The organism is Streptomyces sp. NPDC096046 (genome assembly GCF_040303285.1).
GTDB lineage: Bacteria > Actinomycetota > Actinomycetes > Streptomycetales > Streptomycetaceae > Streptomyces.
The window spans coordinates 90948-107699 of sequence record NZ_JBEOSZ010000016.1 but is presented as its reverse complement, the minus strand read 5'-3'; the positions used below and the strand labels follow the sequence as shown (position 1 = coordinate 107699).

The following is a 16752-nucleotide window of genomic DNA, read 5'->3' as shown; positions in this document are numbered from 1 at the left end:
GTCCGCCCGCCCGAACGGGCGACGGGGCCCGGGGGTCCGGGCCCGGCGCGCTTCCGGCGTCCCCCGAAGCGCCGCAGACGCCTGTCTCTCAGCGGGCCGATTACGCCGGCGCCGGTGTGTTGCGGTGCCGCACGAAGATCGCGGTGCGATCGCGATGACCAGCAGCGCGCTGCCGCCGATGAGCAGGCGGAGATGGACGGCGGCGCCGGTGACGGCCCAGGCGGCGGACTCGGTGACGGTGCGGGCGAGCGGCGCCGGCATGTCGGCGGCGGTGTCACCGTGGAGGACGCCGACGGTATGCGGGCGGCGCCCGGGCCGGGCACGTCGCCGGAGACCAGCCGACCCTCCAGGTGATGGGGGTGCGTGATGACGATGGTGCCGAGGATGCTGCGGCCGAGGACGGACCCCATCTGGCGGAACATCCACCGCGGTGGTGACCGTGGCGCCGGCCATGAGGCCTGGAGGACCCCACCGTGAAAGACCGGAAAGCAGCGGCGGGCGTCTGAGCACCGCCGGCGCCAGGACGGAACACGCGGCAGCCGACCAGGCCGCCGAACAGGCCCGCCGACAGCCCTGACGGCAGGCACGCGGGCGGGCGAGCCCACCCACCCGCCCGCGTCCGTCGACGGGCCGTCGCCCGCTGCTTCTGGTCCCGCTCGTGCTGGTCGCGGCGGCCTTCATGATCCCGGCCGCCGGGGCGCCGCTTGCCGCGAGCCCTCACCGCCCGACGGGGCCCGCTGTCGTCGCGGGCCCCGTCGCGGTCGTTCCACCGGTCAGGCGGGTGTGGGCTGTGTCCGCGTCCGGGCGGGCGTGGGTTCGAGACGGACGACGATGCCCTTGGACGTGGGCTGGTTGCTGATGTCGGCGACGCTGTCCAGCGGCACCAGGACGTTCGTCTCCGGATAGTAGGCGGCGGCCGAGCCCTTGGCGGCCGGGTAGGGCACCACCTCGAAGTTCTCGGCCCGGCGCTCCGTGCCGTCCGCCCAGACGCTCACCAGGTCGACGTGATCGCCCTGGGCGAGGCCGAGTTCGGTCAGGTCGGCCGGGTTGACGAGCACGACGTGGCGGCTGCCGTGGATGCCGCGGTAGCGGTCGTCGTTGGTGTAGGGGACGGTGTTCCACTGGTCGTGCGAGCGCAGCGTCTGCAGCAGCAGATGACCCTCGGGCGCCCGGGGGACCACGCACTCGTTACAGGTGAACAGGGCCTTGCCGACCTTGTTCCTGAAGACGCCCTCGTTGACCGGGTTGGGCAGTTGGAAGCCTCCGGGGCGTGCCACCCGTGCGTTGAAGTCGTGGAAGCCCGGCACGATGCGGGAGATGCGCTCGCGGATGGTGCCGTAGTCGCCCTCGAACTCGTCCCAGGGGATGTCCGCCTTTCCGTCCAGGGTGCGGCGGGCGAGCCGGCACAGAATGGCGACTTCGCTGAGCAGCAGCGGGGAGGCCGGTTCGAGGCGCCCCTGAGAGGTGTGCACCTCGCTCATGGAGTTCTCCACGGTGACGAACTGCTCGCCGTCGGCCTGGACGTCACGCTCGGTGCGCCCCAGGGTCGGCAGGATCAGCGCGGTGTCGCCGCAGACGGTGTGCGAGCGGTTGAGCTTGGTGGAGATGTGGGCGGTCAGCCGGCACGAGCGCATCGCCTCCTCGGTGACCGCGCTGTCGGGAGCGGCACGGACGAAGTTGCCGGCCAGGGCGAGGAAGACCTTGACGCGGCCCTCGCGCATCGCCTTGATCGAGTCCACCGAGTCCAGACCGTGCGGGCGCGGCGGATCGAAGCCGAACTCCTTCTGCAGGGCGTCGAGGAAGGTGTCCGGCATCTGCTCCCAGATGCCCATGGTGCGGTCGCCCTGCACGTTGCTGTGGCCGCGCACCGGGCAGGCGCCGGTACCTGCGCGCCCCAGGTTGCCGCGCAGCATCAGGAAGTTGACGATCTCCCGGACGGTGGGCACGCCGTGCTTGTGCTGGGTGATGCCCATCGCCCAGCAGACGATGACGCGTTCGCTCTTCAGGACCTCGTCACGGACCTTCTCGATCTCCTCGCGGCTCAGTCCGGTCGCGGTGCGCACGTCGTCCCAGTCGACGGTGCGGGCGTGCTCGGCGAACTCCTCGAAGCCGGTGGTGTGGGCGTTGATGAAGTCGTGGTCCAGGACGGTGCCGGGCCGGGCGTCCTCGGCCTCCAGCAACAGGCGGTTGAGGGCCTGGAACAGGGCGAGGTCGCCGCCGGGCTTGATGTGCAGGAAACGGTCGGCGATCTGGGTGCCGCGACCGACGACCCCGCGTGCCTTCTGCGGGTTCTTGAAGCGCCGTAGCCCGGCCTCCGGCAGCGGGTTGACCGCCACGATCCGGCCGCCGTTGCGCTTGGCCTCCTCCAGGGCGGTGAGCTGGCGCGGGTGGTTGCTGCCCGGGTTCTGCCCGACCAGGAAGATCAGGTCGGCGTGGTGGAGGTCGTCGAGGCTGACGGTGCCCTTGCCGGTGCCCAGGGTCTCGCTCAGGGCGAAGCCGCTCGACTCGTGGCACATGTTGCTGCAGTCGGGCAGGTTGTTGGTGCCGAAGGCGCGGGCGAAGAGCTGCAGGACGAAGGCGGCCTCGTTGCCGGCGCGGCCGGAGGTGTAGAAAACGGCTTCGTCCGGGGAGGGCAGCGCCTTCAGCTCCTGCGCGAGGAGACCCAGGGCATCGTTCCAGCTGAGGGGCTCGTAGTGCTCGGAGCCGGGCCGTTTGATCATCGGCTCGGTGAGCCGGCCCTGCTGGTTGAGCCACATGTCGGAGCGCGCTGCCAGGTCGGAGACGCTGTGCTCGCGGAAGAAGTCGGCGGTGATCCGGCGCGTGGTGGCCTCGTCGTTGATGTGCTTCGCGCCGTTCTCGCAGTACTCGTTGCGATGACGTCGGCCCGGGGCCGGATCCGCCCACGCGCAGCCCGGGCAGTCGATCCCGCCCACCTGGTTCATGGTCAGCAGGTCCACCCCGGTCTTGCGGGGGGAGGTCTGCTCCAGGGAGTAGTCCAGCGCGTGCACGACCGCGGGGACGCCGGCCGCCCACTTCTTCGGCGGTGTCACGGAGAGGGCGGTCTCCGGCTCCTCGCCGGGCGGGTTCTGCATCGGTTCGCCTTTCTCTTGTCCGGTCCGCGCGTCAGCCGACGGGCCACTGGGCCACACGGCTCCGGGGCGGTTCCGGCTGATCGTGCTGTACACGGCCGTTGCGGATGGTGCCGCGCCAGGCCCCGCCCTCCTGCCCCAGCCCTTCGATGAACCGCTTGAAGTTCATGAGTTCCCCGTGCACCAGCCGCGCGGTGAGCCGGGCGGCCCGGGACGAGCCGGTGAGGATCCTCGCGGCTCCCTGCGGTTCCAGGAACATTCGGACGGTGATCGCGGTGCCGCCGGACTCCGTCGGCGCGAACTCGATCTCGCCCTGATGGGAGGGGCTCTGCTCCAGACCGCGCCAGGCCAGGAAGGAGTCGGGGTCCTGCTCCACGATCTCGACCGCGAAGCGCCGGCGCAGAGGGCCGTAGCGGAGGGTCCAGGCGGTCACGGTGGGCCTGATCTGCTCGACGCCGTGCACCAGGGCCGAGAAGCGCGGGAAGGTCTTGAACTGCGTCCACTGGTTGTACGCCGTCCGCACCGGCACCGCGACCTCGACCGTCTCCTCGACGTGCCGCCCCCGCAGGGGACGGCGGCGCGCGACGCCGTCGCCGTCCGGGCGCATGACCGGGGTGTTCGGCACGGCCTGCTGGGCGTCGTCTTCGTGCGTCATCGTCGTCTCTCTTCCGGTGACGGAGCTGGGCGTCCGGTACCCGGCCTCCCCTTCTGCGCCAGGTTTTCTCTTCCGGTTCCCCCATCGTGTACTTCGAGTCGCCCCGGAGCGCCGGTGTCCCGAGCGATCCCGGCCACGAGTGGGGCAGGTCCGTACCGGGGCCTTCCTGCGGCGGCTGAGACCGCCGGTCAGCGCCGACTGCGCGGTCGGTGCGGGCAGTCGCCGCGCATGCCCGCGACGATCGTGTCGCCGGAGTCGGCCTCGCCGCCCGGTGAGAGGCCGGCGAGGCGGTTGTCGAGCTGGGTCTGGACGGTGCGTGGCAGCGGCGGCCGGGCGGCGAATCCCGGCCGACCGGTCCTCTCCAGCTTCACCCCCTGCGCGTCCACCCGCCAGTCACCGCGCGTCGGCGAGGGAGGGCGGCGAAGACGATCACGCCGTCGACGCGGTTGAGGGACTCCGGCAAAAGATCGAGGATGCGGCCGAGGCGCACGACGATGCGGTGCCGGAAGGCAACGCTGTGGCCAACATGACCAAGGTCGGCCGAGTGGGTTCGGGTGGCGCGCCCCGGAGCCCGCCAGCCCGCTCCCACGGCTCAGACGCGATGGTCGCCCCACCCGGTCCTGCGGGTGACCGCCCCCACCACACACAAGGAGGGGACCCGCGCCCGAAGCAGGCCGTGCTCCCGTCGGCCCGCCCCGTTCGGCATGAAGGGGGCCGATCCCTTCGGCGGCGGGCGGGCCGTCCACCGCCGCCCCGCGTGAGCCCCGTCTCACCTGTGCGGTGCCACTTGGCTATGCAACGAGTTGCATACGAAGATCGCGGTATGGCGCTCGAGCACGCGATCCTCGTCTCCCTGCTGGAGAAGCCGGGCTCCGGCTATGAGCTGGCCCGGCGGTTCGAGCGGTCCATCGGATACTTCTGGACCGCCACGCACCAGCAGATCTACCGCGTCCTCAAGCGCATGGAGAGCGAGGGCCTGCTCGCCGTCCGTGAGCTGCCGCAGCAGGGACGGCCGGACAAGAAGGAGTACTCCGTCGTGGGCCCCGGCCGCGCCATCCTCTCTCAGTGGCTGCACGAACCGATCCAACCCGAGAGCATGCGGCACGAACTCGCCGTGAAGATCCGCGGCGCGGCCTTCGACGACCCGTCCGTACTGATCCGTGAAGTCGAACGCCACCGCCAGGTGCACAGCGACCGGCTCGCGCACTATCTGGCCGGGCAACGGCGCGACTTCACCGGCCCGGCAGCTCCCACCCCGCTCGACGCCGGTCAGGAACTGCAGCATGTCGTGCTGCGCGGCGGCATCGCGTACGAGCGGATGACCATCGCCTGGCTCGACGACGTACTCACCACCCTCCGTCGGCTCGGCACCTCACCCCCGCTTGCCTGACCCGCCGGCCACCGGCCGCTCGCGCACCGCGATTTTCAGACACGCACCCTCCACCCTCAACCCTCGGAAGGCGGACCTCCATGGCCGACCCCCTCCTCTTCAACCCCCGTACGTACGACCCGGCGCAGTTCGACGCCGAGACCCGCAGGTTGCTTCGTGCCACCGTCGACTGGTTCGAGGACCGCGGCAAGCGCAGGCTCATCGAGGACTACCGTTCCCGCGCCTGGCTGGCCGACTTTCTCGCGTTCGCGGCCGAGGAAGGGCTGTTCTCCACTTTCCTCACCCCGGCGTCCGCCGCCGGACACCAGGACCAGCGCTGGGACACGGCCCGCATCGCGGCCCTCAACGAGATCTTCGGGTTCTACGGTCTCGACTACTGGTACGCATGGCAGGTGACCATCCTCGGTCTCGGCCCGGTCTGGCAGAGCGGCAACACCGCTGCTCGCACCCGCGCGGCGGAACTCCTCGCGCAGGGCGAGGTGTTCGCCTTCGGTCTCTCCGAGAAGACCCACGGCGCGGACATCTACTCCACCGACATGCTGCTGACGCCGGACGGCGACGGCGGCTTCAGGGCGACGGGCTCCAAGTACTACATCGGCAACGGCAACGCCGCCGGGCTCGTCTCGGTCTTCGGCCGACGCAGCGACATCGAGGGCCCGGACGGCTATGTCTTCTTCGCCGCCGACAGCCGTCACCCGGCCTATCACCTCGTGAAGAACGTCGTCGACTCGTCGAAGTACGTCAGTGAGTTCCGACTCGAGGACTACCCCGTGGGCCCGGACGACGTCCTGCACACGGGTCGCGCCGCCTTCGACGCCGCCCTCAACACCGTCAACGTAGGCAAGTTCAACCTGTGCACCGCCTCGATCGGCATCTGCGAGCACGCGATGTACGAGGCGATCACCCACGCGCACAACCGCATCCTGTACGGCCGCCCCGTCACCGCCTTTCCGCACGTGCGGCGGGAGTTGGCCGACGCGTACGTCCGCCTCGCCGGCATGAAGTTGTTCAGCGACCGCGCCGTCGACTACTTCCGTTCCGCCTCGCCGGAGGATCGCCGCTATCTGCTGTTCAACCCGATGACGAAGATGAAGGTGACCACGGAGGGCGAGAAGGTCATCGACCTGATGTGGGACGTGCTCGCCGCCAAGGGCTTCGAGAAGGACACCTACTTCGCACAGGCCGCCGTCGAGATCCGTGGGCTGCCCAAGCTCGAGGGCACGGTGCACGTCAACCTCGCACTGATCCTCAAGTTCATGCGCAACCACCTTCTGCACCCGGCCGAGTTCGAGCCCGTACCGACCCGCCTCGACGCCGCCGACGACACGTTCCTCTTCGAGCAGGGCCCGGCCCGTGGGCTTGGCTCCGTGCGCTTCCACGACTGGCGCCCCGCCTACGACGCATACGCCGCGGTGCCGAACGTCGCCCGCTTCCGGGAGCAGGCCGACGCCCTGTGCGAATTCGTCACCACGGCGGCCCCCGACGAGGAGCAGAGCCGCGACCTCGATCTCCTGCTCGCCGTCGGCCAGTTGTTCGCGCTGGTGGTGCACGGCCAGCTGATCCTGGAGCAGGCCCGCCTGACGGACCTCGACGAGGACGTGCTCGACGAACTCTTCTCCGTCCTCGTGCGCGACTTCTCCGCCTTCGCCGTAGAACTGCACGGCAAGAACTCCGCCACGGTGGATCAGCAGCGCTGGGCGCTCGCTGCCGTCCGGCGTCCCGTCGTCGACGCAGCACGTTCGGAGCGCGTCTGGGAGCGGGTGGAAGCACTGTCCGGGGCGTACGAGATGGCGCCGTGACAGCCCGCCCGGGAGACCCGGCTACCGACGGTCAGGGCCCCGGGAGCAGTGACGCTCACACCATGGCCCTGGAATCGCCGCACCCCGGGTGACAGGGCTTCATCCCGATCCCGATCCCGGAACGCCGAGCGGTCGAGTGGGCCCAGGGGAAGCGGTGGGCAAGCCTCTCCGACGAGAAGCTTGCCCACCTGCTCACGTGGCACATATCTGCTCAGCACACCCCGACCGAGTGGGCGGAGTCGGTCTCGGAGGACGGTCGAACTCGCTGCGGCTGGGCGGGCACCGGTGCCCGAGGCTCGGAAGACGGACCTCAACGCAGCGCTCGCTGATCTCAACGGCGACACCTGTTCCGCCGCCAGGCTGCGAAGGCCGACGAACCCCACCAAGCTCGGCATCGGTACCGCACCACGCCGTTGCCCGGCACAGCGCCGGTCAGGGGGCCAGGGCCCGTTCGACGGTGGGATGGCAGCCGATCACTTGGTCCAGGCCGACGAGCTGAAGGACCCGCAGCACCGAATCCTGGGCTCCGGCCATGCGCAGCCATCCCTGCGCGTCACCCAGGGCCTGGTGGGCGGCGATGAGGACGTTGATGCCGCTGGAGTCCATGAAGGTCACACCGCTGAGGTCCATCACGGTCCTCGGCCGCGTCACGCTGCCGTGGGACAGCAGGGCCTCCGTGAGCTCGCTCGTGACGGTGTGGTCGATCTCGCCGCGCAGGGTGACCACGCGGATGTCGTCGATGGTGGTGTGGTCGATCGACAGCCCGGGCCGGGCTGCTCCGTGGGTCTCAGTCACTGTTCCCTCGACTGCGCTCGTCCGTGGGGCTCATGGCCCCCGACACGATGTGCGCTGGCAGCCTGCCCCGATACTACGGTGAACGCGTGTTCGGCTCTCTCTGTGTGTCCGACATCACGGGCGTGCGAGGCGGAGTGCGGGGTATGTGCAGGCGGGCGAACGGGGGGAAACGGATGGATCGGGCTGAATCAGTCTCGGAGGGCGGCAACCTGCGGCCTGAAGCCCCTCCGATACAAGACACCGTCGCACTGGACGGCGACGGGTCCTGCATCGCCGAGGCACGGCATCGCGCGGTGGCCTTCCTGGCCCGCGTGCAGGCTGAGCACGGCATTCCGGTGTCCGCGCGTGCGATGGATCTGACGCAGCTGGTGGTCAGCGAGCTGGTCACCAATGCCCGCAAGTACGCTCCCGGGCCGGTGCTGATGGAGTTGCGCGTGGTTGGCGCTGTGGTGGAAGTGGTCGTGTGGGACAGCGACCCCGTGCTGCCGGTGGCCCGGGCCGCTGATGCGGGACGAGTCGGCCAGCACGGACTGGAGATCGTCCTGGCTGTCGCCCAGGGCTTCGAGATCCAGCGGGAACCGGTCGGCAAGCGCGTCACTGCCCGCATCGCCCTGCCCGACGATCCGGGCGGGGGCGTCGCCGGACGCCGCCCGCAGTAGCAGACAGCGCTCCCCGTCCGCCCTGCCGTGAAGCGGTGGATCGCAGAGGGACGGCCCGGGCGGTGTCGACGTCGACGTTGCCCCTTTCGCGTCACCCAGGAGGGGAAGAAGGGTCCGTGGGTTGTCGGTGGGAAGACTGCCGACACCACACAGCGATGTGATCAAGTCAGTGCGGCTGATCACCCTCCGGGACGTCGCCGCGCAGCAGCCGGGTGGTCACGGCTCCGAGCACGACCCCCGGCCCTGGCTTCCGGCCGGCGATGTACACCGGCCTCGGGAAGGGACGACGACCTCCGCCCAGGGGTCCACCTCGCCAAACACTCGCACGTGCGTTTGATCTCAAGGGGGAGGGGTTACCCGCATTCACAAGCTGCGTCGCAACGGCAGACAGCGCCGGGCGGTACTACGCGCACATGGACAGACGACGAGGGGTGGCCGCGATGACCATCGCGACGCAGCAGGGTGGCGGGGGCGGTTCCAGCGGCCTCTACGACGTTCTGGAACTGATCCTCGACCGAGGGCTGGTGATCGACGCGTTTGTGCGGGTCTCCCTCGTCGGCATCGAGATCCTCAAGATCGACATACGGATCGTGGTCGCCAGCGTGGACACCTACCTGCGTTTTGCCGAGGCGTGCAACCGACTCGACCTGGAGGCGGGGCCTCGCAAGCCGGCCGGACTCACGGAGCTCACGGGCAAAGTCACCGAGTCCGGCGCCCGCGGCAAGACCAAGGGAGCTCTGTCCGGTGCCGCGGAGGCGATCACCGACGCCTTCCAGCAAGCCCGCGACGAGGGCAGGCAACACCAGGGCACACGGCGCCGCGCATAGGTGACAGAGCTTATGCCGACTCGTCGGGCGGTACGCCCCGTGACGGCGGCGGGTGGCACGCTCCGCGACGACGACGGGCAAGGCGACCGCCTGCGCCAAGTCCAGGCCCTGGGACACCTCGGCTCACCACCGGCGTCACGAGCCCCGTGAACGATCGTCCGGACGGGTCCTGGTCCTGTCGGTACGGCAACGCCACGAGCCGGGCCCGGTCGAGAGCCTGGCCCAGGGGCCAGTGTTCGACAGGCCGGGGGTTGTTATGACCGCTGTCATGATGGATGCTGCCTCTCGGCGTTCGCCGCAGCCGCGCAGGACGAGCCGGGAGGGCCTGAAGATGAGCGAAAACGTCGCACGGGTGATGTGGGAGAGGTTCGAACCGGTCCACCAACTGGTCTACTTCACCCCCGAGCTGCGCGAGGCCGCGGACGGTCTCGGATTGCGCGGCTACTGGAAGGGCTATTTCGCCCTGCGCGCGGCACCTCTCGGCCCGGTTCCCGCCTCCGTGGTCACCAGCTCCTTCTACGTCTTCCACCCCGACCGGGCGGCGAGCGCGCTGCCGGACGCCTGGGCCGCCGCATCCCCGCAGCAGGTGCTCGAAACGCGCGAGCAGGCCATGGGTGCCGCGATGACCAGCTTCTTCGGTCCGGACGTCGTCGCCTCCGCCGAGCTGGCGGAGGCCGCCGACCTCGCCTGGGAGGCCGCCCGCGCCGCGGACACGGCGGGACGGGTGCTCGGCGCGGCCAATCAGGCCCTGCCCCGCCCGGCCCAACCCCACGTCAGGCTCTGGCAGGCCGTGACCACTCTGCGCGAACACCGCGGCGACGGCCACGTCGCCGTGCTGGTGGGCCGCCGTCTGGGACCGGTCGAGGCGCTGGTGCTCAAGAGCGCCACAGGGGAAACGGACGCCGAGTTCCAGCAGCGCATCCGTCAGTGGAACGCCGAGCGATGGCGTGCGGCGCAGGTGAACTTGCGTGAGCGCGGCTGGATCGACGAGGAGGGGCGCCTCACCGGGGCCGGCGCGACCGCTCATGAGCAGATGGAGGCGGACACGGACGCGGCGGCCCTGACGCCGTGGCAGGCGCTGGGCGCCGACGCGACCACCCGCCTCGCCCGCCTTCTCGAACCACTCGCACGAAGAGTCCTGGACTCCGGAATCATCCCGACCGGCAATCCCGTCGGACTCACCGAGGGCACGTGGAAGTCCACGGGTTGACACCTCAGGTTGGCCCGGTCGCCACCGGCTCACCGAGACCGCCTCCGCGAACCCGCCGTGATGCTGTGGGGCCGGCCCGACACAGAACTCCTGGCCCCTTGGCCGCTGACGGGACGAACTCCCCGAGAGGCGAGCCGTTCGCGCCGACGGTCCGCCGGGGCACACCGGCTTCGCGGGCTTCTTCCGGCCCGCTCTCCGCTGCATGGGGATCCCGGGGGTAACCGCTCGGCATGACTGTTTACGGGTTACACGCCTCGCACGAGCAGACACCGCCCGCGGACCTGCTCGCCGCGGTGGCGCACGCGGAACAAGCGGGGTTCACCGCCGCCATGTGCTCGGACCACTTCTCGCCGTGGAGCGTCCGGCAGGGGGAATCCGGGTTCGCCTGGTCGTGGCTCGGCGCCGCCCTCCAGGCCACCGGCCAACTGCCGTTCGGCGTGGTGAACGCCCCCGGCCAGCGTTACCACCCGGCGATCATCGCCCAGGCGGTCGCCACCCTCACATCCATGTACCCGGGCCGGTTCTGGGTGGCGCTCGGCAGTGGAGAAGCGTCCAATGAACACATCACCGGAGCCGGTTGGCCCCGTAAGGAGGTCCGCCAGGCACGGCTGCGCGAGTGCGTCGATGTCGTCCGCGCCCTGCTGCACGGGGAGGAGGTCAGCCACGACGGACTCGTCACCGTGGACCGGGCCAGGCTGTGGACGCTGCCGCCCGCCGTACCGCCACTGATCGGAGCCGCGTGCAGCACGGCCACAGCGGCCTGGTGCGCGCAGTGGGCGGACGGCTTGATCACCGTCAACGCCCCGCGGGAACGGCTGCGCGAGATCATCGGTGCCTACCGCGACGCGGGAGGGCGCGGACCGGTCCACCTCCAGGTGCACCTGAGCTGGGCACCCGACGACGACCAGGCCCTCGCGCTGGCGCACGACCAGTGGCGCACCAACGTGCATGCGCCTCCGGTCAGTTGGGACCTGGACTCCGCCGAACTCTTCGACATCGTCAGCGAGCACGTGACGCCCGAGCAGGTGGCGGGCACCGTGAACGTCTCGTCCGATCTCGGCCGGCACGCCGCCTGGCTCCACGAGTACGCCGAACTCGGCTTCGACTCGGTGATGCTGCACCACGTCGGTCGTGAACAGGGCGCGTTCATCGACGCGTTCGGCGCCGAGGTGCTGCCACGGCTCGACGTCACCCGCCCGTTGCCCGCCACGGCCGAGGAGTACCGATGCGTTTGACTCGCACGTCCGACCTGTGGTGGAAGAACGCGGTGGTGTACTGCCTGGACGTCGAGACGTACCAGGACGGCAACGGCGACGGGGTCGGCGACTTCGCGGGGCTCACGCAACGCATCGACCACCTGGTGCGACTCGGCGTGACCTGCGTATGGCTGATGCCCTTCTACCCGACGCGGGAACGCGACGACGGATACGACATCACGGACTTCTACGGTGTCGACCCCCGCCTGGGGACGCTCGGCGACTTCACCGAGTTCGTCCGCACCGCCCGGGACCGCGGCATCCGCGTGATCGCCGATCTCGTCGTCAACCACACCTCCGAGGACCATCCCTGGTTCCAGGACGCCCGATCCGGCCGGGACTCCGCCCATCGCGACTGGTACGTCTGGAAGGACGAGCCCCCCGAGGACGGGCCCGAGGGAGTGGTCTTCCCCGACGCTGAGGACAGCCTGTGGGAGTACGACGAGGGCAGTGGGCAGTACTACCTGCACCGCTTCTACAAGCAGCAGCCCGACCTCAACGTCGCCAACCCCGACGTGCGCGACGAGATAGCCCGGATCATGGGTTTCTGGACACAGCTCGGACTGTCCGGGTTCCGGGTGGACGCCGTGCCGTTCCTGCTGGAGACGGACGGGCAGGACGACGCCGACGCGCTGCCCGACCCGCACGAGTACCTCGCCGACCTGCGCGCCTTCCTCGGCCGCCGCAACGGAGAGTCCGTACTGCTCGGCGAGGTCAACCTGCCGTACGACGACCTCTGCCGGTTCTTCGGGGATCCCGACTCGGACCGCGGGGACGAGCTGACCATGTGCTTCGACTTCGTCGGGATGCAGCAGATGTACCTGTCGATGGCGCGCGCGGACGCGGGGCCGCTCGCCGCCGCGCTGCGCGAACGGCCCGCGGCCCCACGCGACGCCCACTGGGCCACGTTCGTGCGCAACCACGACGAGCTGACCCTCGACAAGCTGAGCGACGACGAACGCGCCGAGGTCTTCGCCGCCTTCGGCCCCGGCAAGGACATGCAGCTGTACGACCGTGGTCTGCGCCGCAGGCTGCCGCCCATGGTCGACGGCGACCGCCGCCGTGTCGAACTCGCCTACAGCCTGCTGTTCACCCTGCCGGGCACCCCCGTGCTCTTTTACGGCGAGGAGATCGGTATGGGCGAGAACCTGGCCGCCGAGGGCCGTCAGGCCGTCCGCACGCCCATGCAGTGGACGCCGGAGCCCGGCGCCGGGTTCTCCACCGCCGCACCCGGCACCTTCCCCAATCCTCTGCCGGAGGGCGCGTTCGCACCGCAGAAGGTCAACGTGTACGAGCAGAGCCGCGATCCCGGCTCCCTGCTCAGCCGCATACGCCTGTTCGCCGAGCGCTACCGGGAGGCTCCCGAGCTGGCCTGGGGCGAGTACCGGCTGGTCGAGAGCGGGGAGCGCTCCGTCCTCGCCCACGTCAGCCACACCGCCGACGGGAGCGTCCTGGCCCTGCACAACTTCGCCGGCCGGCCCGTCACCGCGCGGATACGACTGTCCGAGGCGGGGGCCGGTGGGAGGCTGACGGATCTGCTCGACGAAGGGCACGCGGGATCCACCGTGCCCGACGACGGTCGGCTCGCCGTCGAACTGCCCGCCTACGGATACCGGTGGCTGCGCGTCGGCACCCCGGGCGACGACCCCGAAAGGGTCGCCACCGACTGACCCGGCGCCCACCCGGACTCAGAGATCCAGCGGGCACCAACGACTGAGCGCCTGCGCGGAGGCGGCCCGACCCGCCGGCTCACCGGCGCGACGGTCATCCGATCCGACCGTGGCCCCGCAGTGGCGGGTTGCGCGGCCGGTCGGACGTGGCGAGAACCAGGTCAGCGGAACTGCCCTCCCGGAGCATGGCCACCGCCGCGGGCCGCGTGTGGTGGATCAGCCGCTCCGGACCGACGGCAGCGGCACACAACAACCGCATTCACGCCTGCGGCCCCCACCGGACCGCGTCGGAAAGGCGTCGTGCGCCCCGACGGCCCGCTTCTCCACCTCGTGCCTGCCCACGTGCTGAGGACCGGGACGCAGCCCTCGGCGAAGTACTCGTAGTCGGCGGCCACGTCTACCCGTAGACGAGCTGTCCACCGCGTGGGCAGCTCCACCGGCTGACCGATACTCACCGCCTTGAAAAACCCCGGCCGCGCGACGGCCGGGGTTCCTCTGATTCGTGGAATTCCATCCTGGGACGGGTCCGAGCCCCATGACGCCACTCCGAGATGTTCGACGGCGTAGTCGCTCACGTCGTTCGGCTGAACCGGCGCAACTGGTCGAGGGCGGCGCGTAACCTCCGGGCTTGTGTCTCCCGAGCAATCCGGGCCAGAAAACCGCTCGGGCGGCGCACGCGCGGTGAGCGCGGGCACCGCCCGGAGCGACGTCGAGGGCGAGGAAAGCGGAGGAACTTGTTTCAGGAAAGGAGTGAGAAGGAAGTCCCTCCATGGCCTCGCCGACGCTAACGCTAGCACTCAGCCCGGGATCAGGTCGCGCAGGTTTTCGAGGGTGACGACCCGGGAGCCCGCGGGCAGCCTCTCGGGGCGCTCGAGCCCGATGTACGTGACCGGCTCGTCCAGGACGGACTCGCTGTCCCACACCTCCACGGCCGTGCCGCCGTCGGACATCAGGCCGACCAGGTAGCGCACCGTCAGGTACTCGCGTTCCACGAGGGCACGCACCACCTTGGACACCGACATCTGGTTCTCCTCGACCCGGTTGGCCGAGGAGATGCCCCTCAGGTACAGGTGCAGCCACTTCGCGCGCCACCGGCCGTCGTCCTCACGCCGGAACACCAGCGGCAACGCCACTCGGCCCACGCCGCGCAGCTCCGATTTCATCCGCACCGTGCGCGGCTCGAACGGCCGGCCCTTCTGCTCGCCGTCGCGCACCATGAAACCGAAGAAGGACTCCTCGGTCTCCTCGAAGCCCTCGCCGGCGTAGATGTTGACCTGCGGAACGATGAAGGTGCTGCGCACCCGGTCAAGGGAGAGGTTGATGAACTCCGAGGCCCCGTCGGGCGCCTCGGTGACATCGCCCGAGTGCTTGCCCCCGACAGCCTTGAGGGAGGTGTAGGAGAGCCAGTCATCGGTGCTGTAGTCGGTGTGGAGAAGCAGGGCCGAGAGATCGTAGTCGGTCCGCTTCTCGGCCTGCTTCCAGTACACGAAGAAGCGCAGCTGCTCGCCGTCGACCGCCGAGATCGAACCACGCGGAAGCACTCCGAGCCCGGCCGCGGTCGCCCTGCCGCTGAGCGGGAGTGCCACGTCGAGAACTTCGGGGTCGAGCAGCAGCCGGCCCGGTGCCGGAAGCCTGCGGCGCATCTCGGCGTCGAGGGCCGTGATCAGGCGGTCGCGGTCGGCGGCGGGTACCTGCGGCCGGGCGTCGGCAACGACCCAGCCGCGGCCTCGGCGGTTGACGAAGATCCGGGGCTGGTCGCTCGCCCGCTCCCGGTTCTGGAAGTGTTCGCGGACGGACAGCACGACCCGGCCGGAGACCTCGGGAGCCGTCTCCACCGCGGCGGCCACCACCGCGTCGCGCTCCGCCTGATCTGCGGCGATACGCAACAGAAGGTCCAGCGCGCGGAACAACTTGCCGGGAGCGGACTTCAGCAACCGCACGGCACCGAGGACGTCGGACGCGTCGAGCAGCTTCTCGAAGCGGCTGTCGAAGGACCGCGCCTCCTTCTCGCCCCGGGCCACGGCGAACACATCGGCCGCGCACGGCCACTGCGGATACTCGTGCGGGTGAAGACGCTCGCCGAGTCGCTTGAACGGCTCGCGGTAGGCGTGTACGTCGGCCAGCCCGGCGGGGTTCGCAGCGACCACGGCATCAAGGCCCGCGAGCAGCTTCCGGCGCACCGGCCGGGGAAAGCCCCGGAACCGGGTCGGCTCCTGCAGCGTCACGTCGCCGCCCGAGACGGCGCAGGCCAGCCGCAGCACATCCACGACGGTGTCGAGCAGGAGGTCCGCGCCGACGGCGAGACGTGCCTCGTTGACGATCGCGCGGTTCTCCCTGACCGGGATCGACTCCGGCTGGGGTCCGAGCGAGCACCGCTCGGCGAGGATCCCGAGATCGCCCAGGTGGTCGTCGCCGAGCGGCGTCGTACTGCCCGCCAGGGCCAGGTAGAGGTCGGTGAGTTCGTCGTCCAGGTCGCGGCCGAGGTGCAGGACGGTCACCCGGTCGCCCGCCGAGGCGATCAGCTCGTCCTGGGCTGCGAGCATCTCCTCGTAGGTGTGCTGGTAGCGGCCGTACGTGGGCAGGGTGAGCAGGTCCAGCACCCCGTGCGCCAGCTGCGTCAGTACGTTCCCGCGCGACGCGTCGTCGGCGAGCGCCTTGGTCACACACCGCATCCAGAACTCTTCGGTGTCCGGTACGTTCGCCGGGAAGTCGATGAAGTACGAGTTGTGCCGGACGTGGTCGCCGACCATCTCGCTCACGGTGCGCAGCGTCCGCTTGGCGGTGTGAACGACGGCGGCCTCCGACAGCCCGGACAGCCGTTCCAGCGCCTCCGCCGAGAGCTTGAAGCCGACGGAGGCCAGCGTCGCGTCGAACTGCCGCGCGGCGGCGGCGCCCTCTCCGGCGGAGCCCTTGGGGGAGGGAATGCGGTGGGTGTGTCGGATGACCAGTGATTCCAGACCGTGCGCCATTCGGGGATGATCGCAGATCTGTACGAACCGACGCACCGGGTTTCCTGCCCGCACACTGCCTCACGGCTTCAAAACGCCAGTCAACAGGGAAGGCGGAGCAGGACCAGCCTGCCCACGGATGACCGTGCCGCCCTGGAGCGAGCAGGCCGGCGGCCGCAACCCCCTCCGAAAGGGCGAGGTTGATGGTGCGGCCGACGTACTGAAGGCCGTCTTGGTCGTGCTACCTGCCGAGCAGCGGCGTGCGGGGGCAGGGAAGCCGGTGAGTTGGTTGTGTGCGCCGGGTGTGCACTCGCGGCGAGCTGATCGCCGACCCGCAGTATGAGACAGGCAGCTCGCCGGGACAGCTGTCAGTTTCTCGTCTTGCCGCTCTCGCCTGCCCTGTGGCGTTCACCCTGTCCGTTCAGGCCGGCGGTGCGCTGCCACACCGTTGCGC

12 protein-coding genes are annotated in these 16752 nt (G+C 70.2%); 7 read left to right on the top strand and 5 right to left on the bottom strand.

Annotation, left to right across the window (positions count from 1 at the left end; all coding sequences use genetic code 11):
• Positions 1–773 precede the first annotated feature (773 nt).
• The 3 genes from ABTX62_RS16750 to ABTX62_RS16740 form a co-directional block, all read right to left on the bottom strand.
• Entirely contained in the window at positions 774–3092 is a 2319-nt protein-coding gene (locus tag ABTX62_RS16750) for an FdhF/YdeP family oxidoreductase (RefSeq protein WP_352116850.1), read from the bottom strand.
• Between the two features lie 31 nt (positions 3093–3123).
• Complete coding sequence (locus ABTX62_RS16745) at positions 3124–3744, bottom strand: SRPBCC family protein (protein ID WP_352116849.1); 621 nt, start codon at positions 3742–3744, stop codon at positions 3124–3126.
• Positions 3745–3932: 188 nt separating this feature from the next.
• The gene (locus tag ABTX62_RS16740; protein WP_352116848.1) at positions 3933–4130 is read right to left on the bottom strand and encodes a hypothetical protein; all 198 of its coding nucleotides are present in this window, start codon (positions 4128–4130) and stop codon (positions 3933–3935) included.
• 437 nt (positions 4131–4567) lie between these two features.
• Here ABTX62_RS16740 and ABTX62_RS16735 point away from each other — a divergent pair, with 437 nt between their 5' ends.
• Both ABTX62_RS16735 and ABTX62_RS16730 read left to right on the top strand, forming a co-directional pair.
• The gene (locus ABTX62_RS16735) at positions 4568–5134 is read left to right on the top strand and encodes a PadR family transcriptional regulator (RefSeq protein ID WP_352116847.1); all 567 of its coding nucleotides are present in this window, start codon (positions 4568–4570) and stop codon (positions 5132–5134) included.
• A gap of 80 nt (positions 5135–5214) precedes the next feature.
• Entirely contained in the window at positions 5215–6933 is a 1719-nt protein-coding gene (locus ABTX62_RS16730) for an acyl-CoA dehydrogenase family protein (protein WP_352116846.1), read from the top strand.
• A gap of 432 nt (positions 6934–7365) precedes the next feature.
• Here the strand turns inward: ABTX62_RS16730 and ABTX62_RS16725 are convergent, their stop codons facing one another.
• Entirely contained in the window at positions 7366–7728 is a 363-nt protein-coding gene (locus ABTX62_RS16725; RefSeq protein WP_352116845.1) for an STAS domain-containing protein, read from the bottom strand.
• 173 nt (positions 7729–7901) lie between these two features.
• On the opposite strand from ABTX62_RS16725, the gene ABTX62_RS16720 reads away from it, so the two are divergent.
• From ABTX62_RS16720 to ABTX62_RS16700, 5 genes are all read left to right on the top strand, one after another.
• Entirely contained in the window at positions 7902–8387 is a 486-nt protein-coding gene (locus ABTX62_RS16720) for an ATP-binding protein (protein ID WP_352116844.1), read from the top strand.
• Between the two features lie 440 nt (positions 8388–8827).
• Entirely contained in the window at positions 8828–9214 is a 387-nt protein-coding gene (locus ABTX62_RS16715; RefSeq protein WP_352116878.1) for a gas vesicle structural protein GvpA, read from the top strand.
• 331 nt (positions 9215–9545) lie between these two features.
• A complete protein-coding gene (locus tag ABTX62_RS16710; protein ID WP_352116843.1) occupies positions 9546–10424 on the top strand; it encodes an SCO6745 family protein in 879 nt (292 codons plus the stop codon).
• Between the two features lie 230 nt (positions 10425–10654).
• Positions 10655–11659, top strand: coding sequence for a TIGR03885 family FMN-dependent LLM class oxidoreductase (locus ABTX62_RS16705; protein WP_352116842.1), 1005 nt, complete (start codon positions 10655–10657; stop codon positions 11657–11659).
• Entirely contained in the window at positions 11650–13350 is a 1701-nt protein-coding gene (locus ABTX62_RS16700; protein ID WP_352116841.1) for an alpha-amylase family protein, read from the top strand. The genes ABTX62_RS16705 and ABTX62_RS16700 overlap by 10 nt, the downstream gene beginning before the upstream one ends.
• Positions 13351–14147: 797 nt before the next feature.
• Here ABTX62_RS16700 and ABTX62_RS16695 read toward each other — a convergent pair.
• Entirely contained in the window at positions 14148–16319 is a 2172-nt protein-coding gene (locus tag ABTX62_RS16695) for a TerD family protein (RefSeq protein WP_352116840.1), read from the bottom strand.
• Positions 16320–16752: the final 433 nt, after the last annotated feature.

Bases quoted from the DNA above. Each gene is read 5' to 3' on its own strand.
- ABTX62_RS16735 (WP_352116847.1), top strand. From the start codon at position 4,568: ATGGCGCTCGAGCACGCGATCCTCGTCTCCCTGCTGGAGAAGCCGGGC.
- ABTX62_RS16705 (WP_352116842.1), top strand. From the start codon at position 10,655: ATGACTGTTTACGGGTTACACGCCTCGCACGAGCAGACACCGCCCGCG.
- ABTX62_RS16695 (WP_352116840.1), bottom strand. From the start codon at position 16,319: ATGGCGCACGGTCTGGAATCACTGGTCATCCGACACACCCACCGCATT.
- ABTX62_RS16730 (WP_352116846.1), top strand. From the start codon at position 5,215: ATGGCCGACCCCCTCCTCTTCAACCCCCGTACGTACGACCCGGCGCAG.
- ABTX62_RS16715 (WP_352116878.1), top strand. From the start codon at position 8,828: ATGACCATCGCGACGCAGCAGGGTGGCGGGGGCGGTTCCAGCGGCCTC.
- ABTX62_RS16710 (WP_352116843.1), top strand. From the start codon at position 9,546: ATGAGCGAAAACGTCGCACGGGTGATGTGGGAGAGGTTCGAACCGGTC.
- ABTX62_RS16750 (WP_352116850.1), bottom strand. From the start codon at position 3,092: ATGCAGAACCCGCCCGGCGAGGAGCCGGAGACCGCCCTCTCCGTGACA.
- ABTX62_RS16720 (WP_352116844.1), top strand. From the start codon at position 7,902: ATGGATCGGGCTGAATCAGTCTCGGAGGGCGGCAACCTGCGGCCTGAA.
- ABTX62_RS16700 (WP_352116841.1), top strand. From the start codon at position 11,650: ATGCGTTTGACTCGCACGTCCGACCTGTGGTGGAAGAACGCGGTGGTG.
- ABTX62_RS16745 (WP_352116849.1), bottom strand. From the start codon at position 3,744: ATGACGCACGAAGACGACGCCCAGCAGGCCGTGCCGAACACCCCGGTC.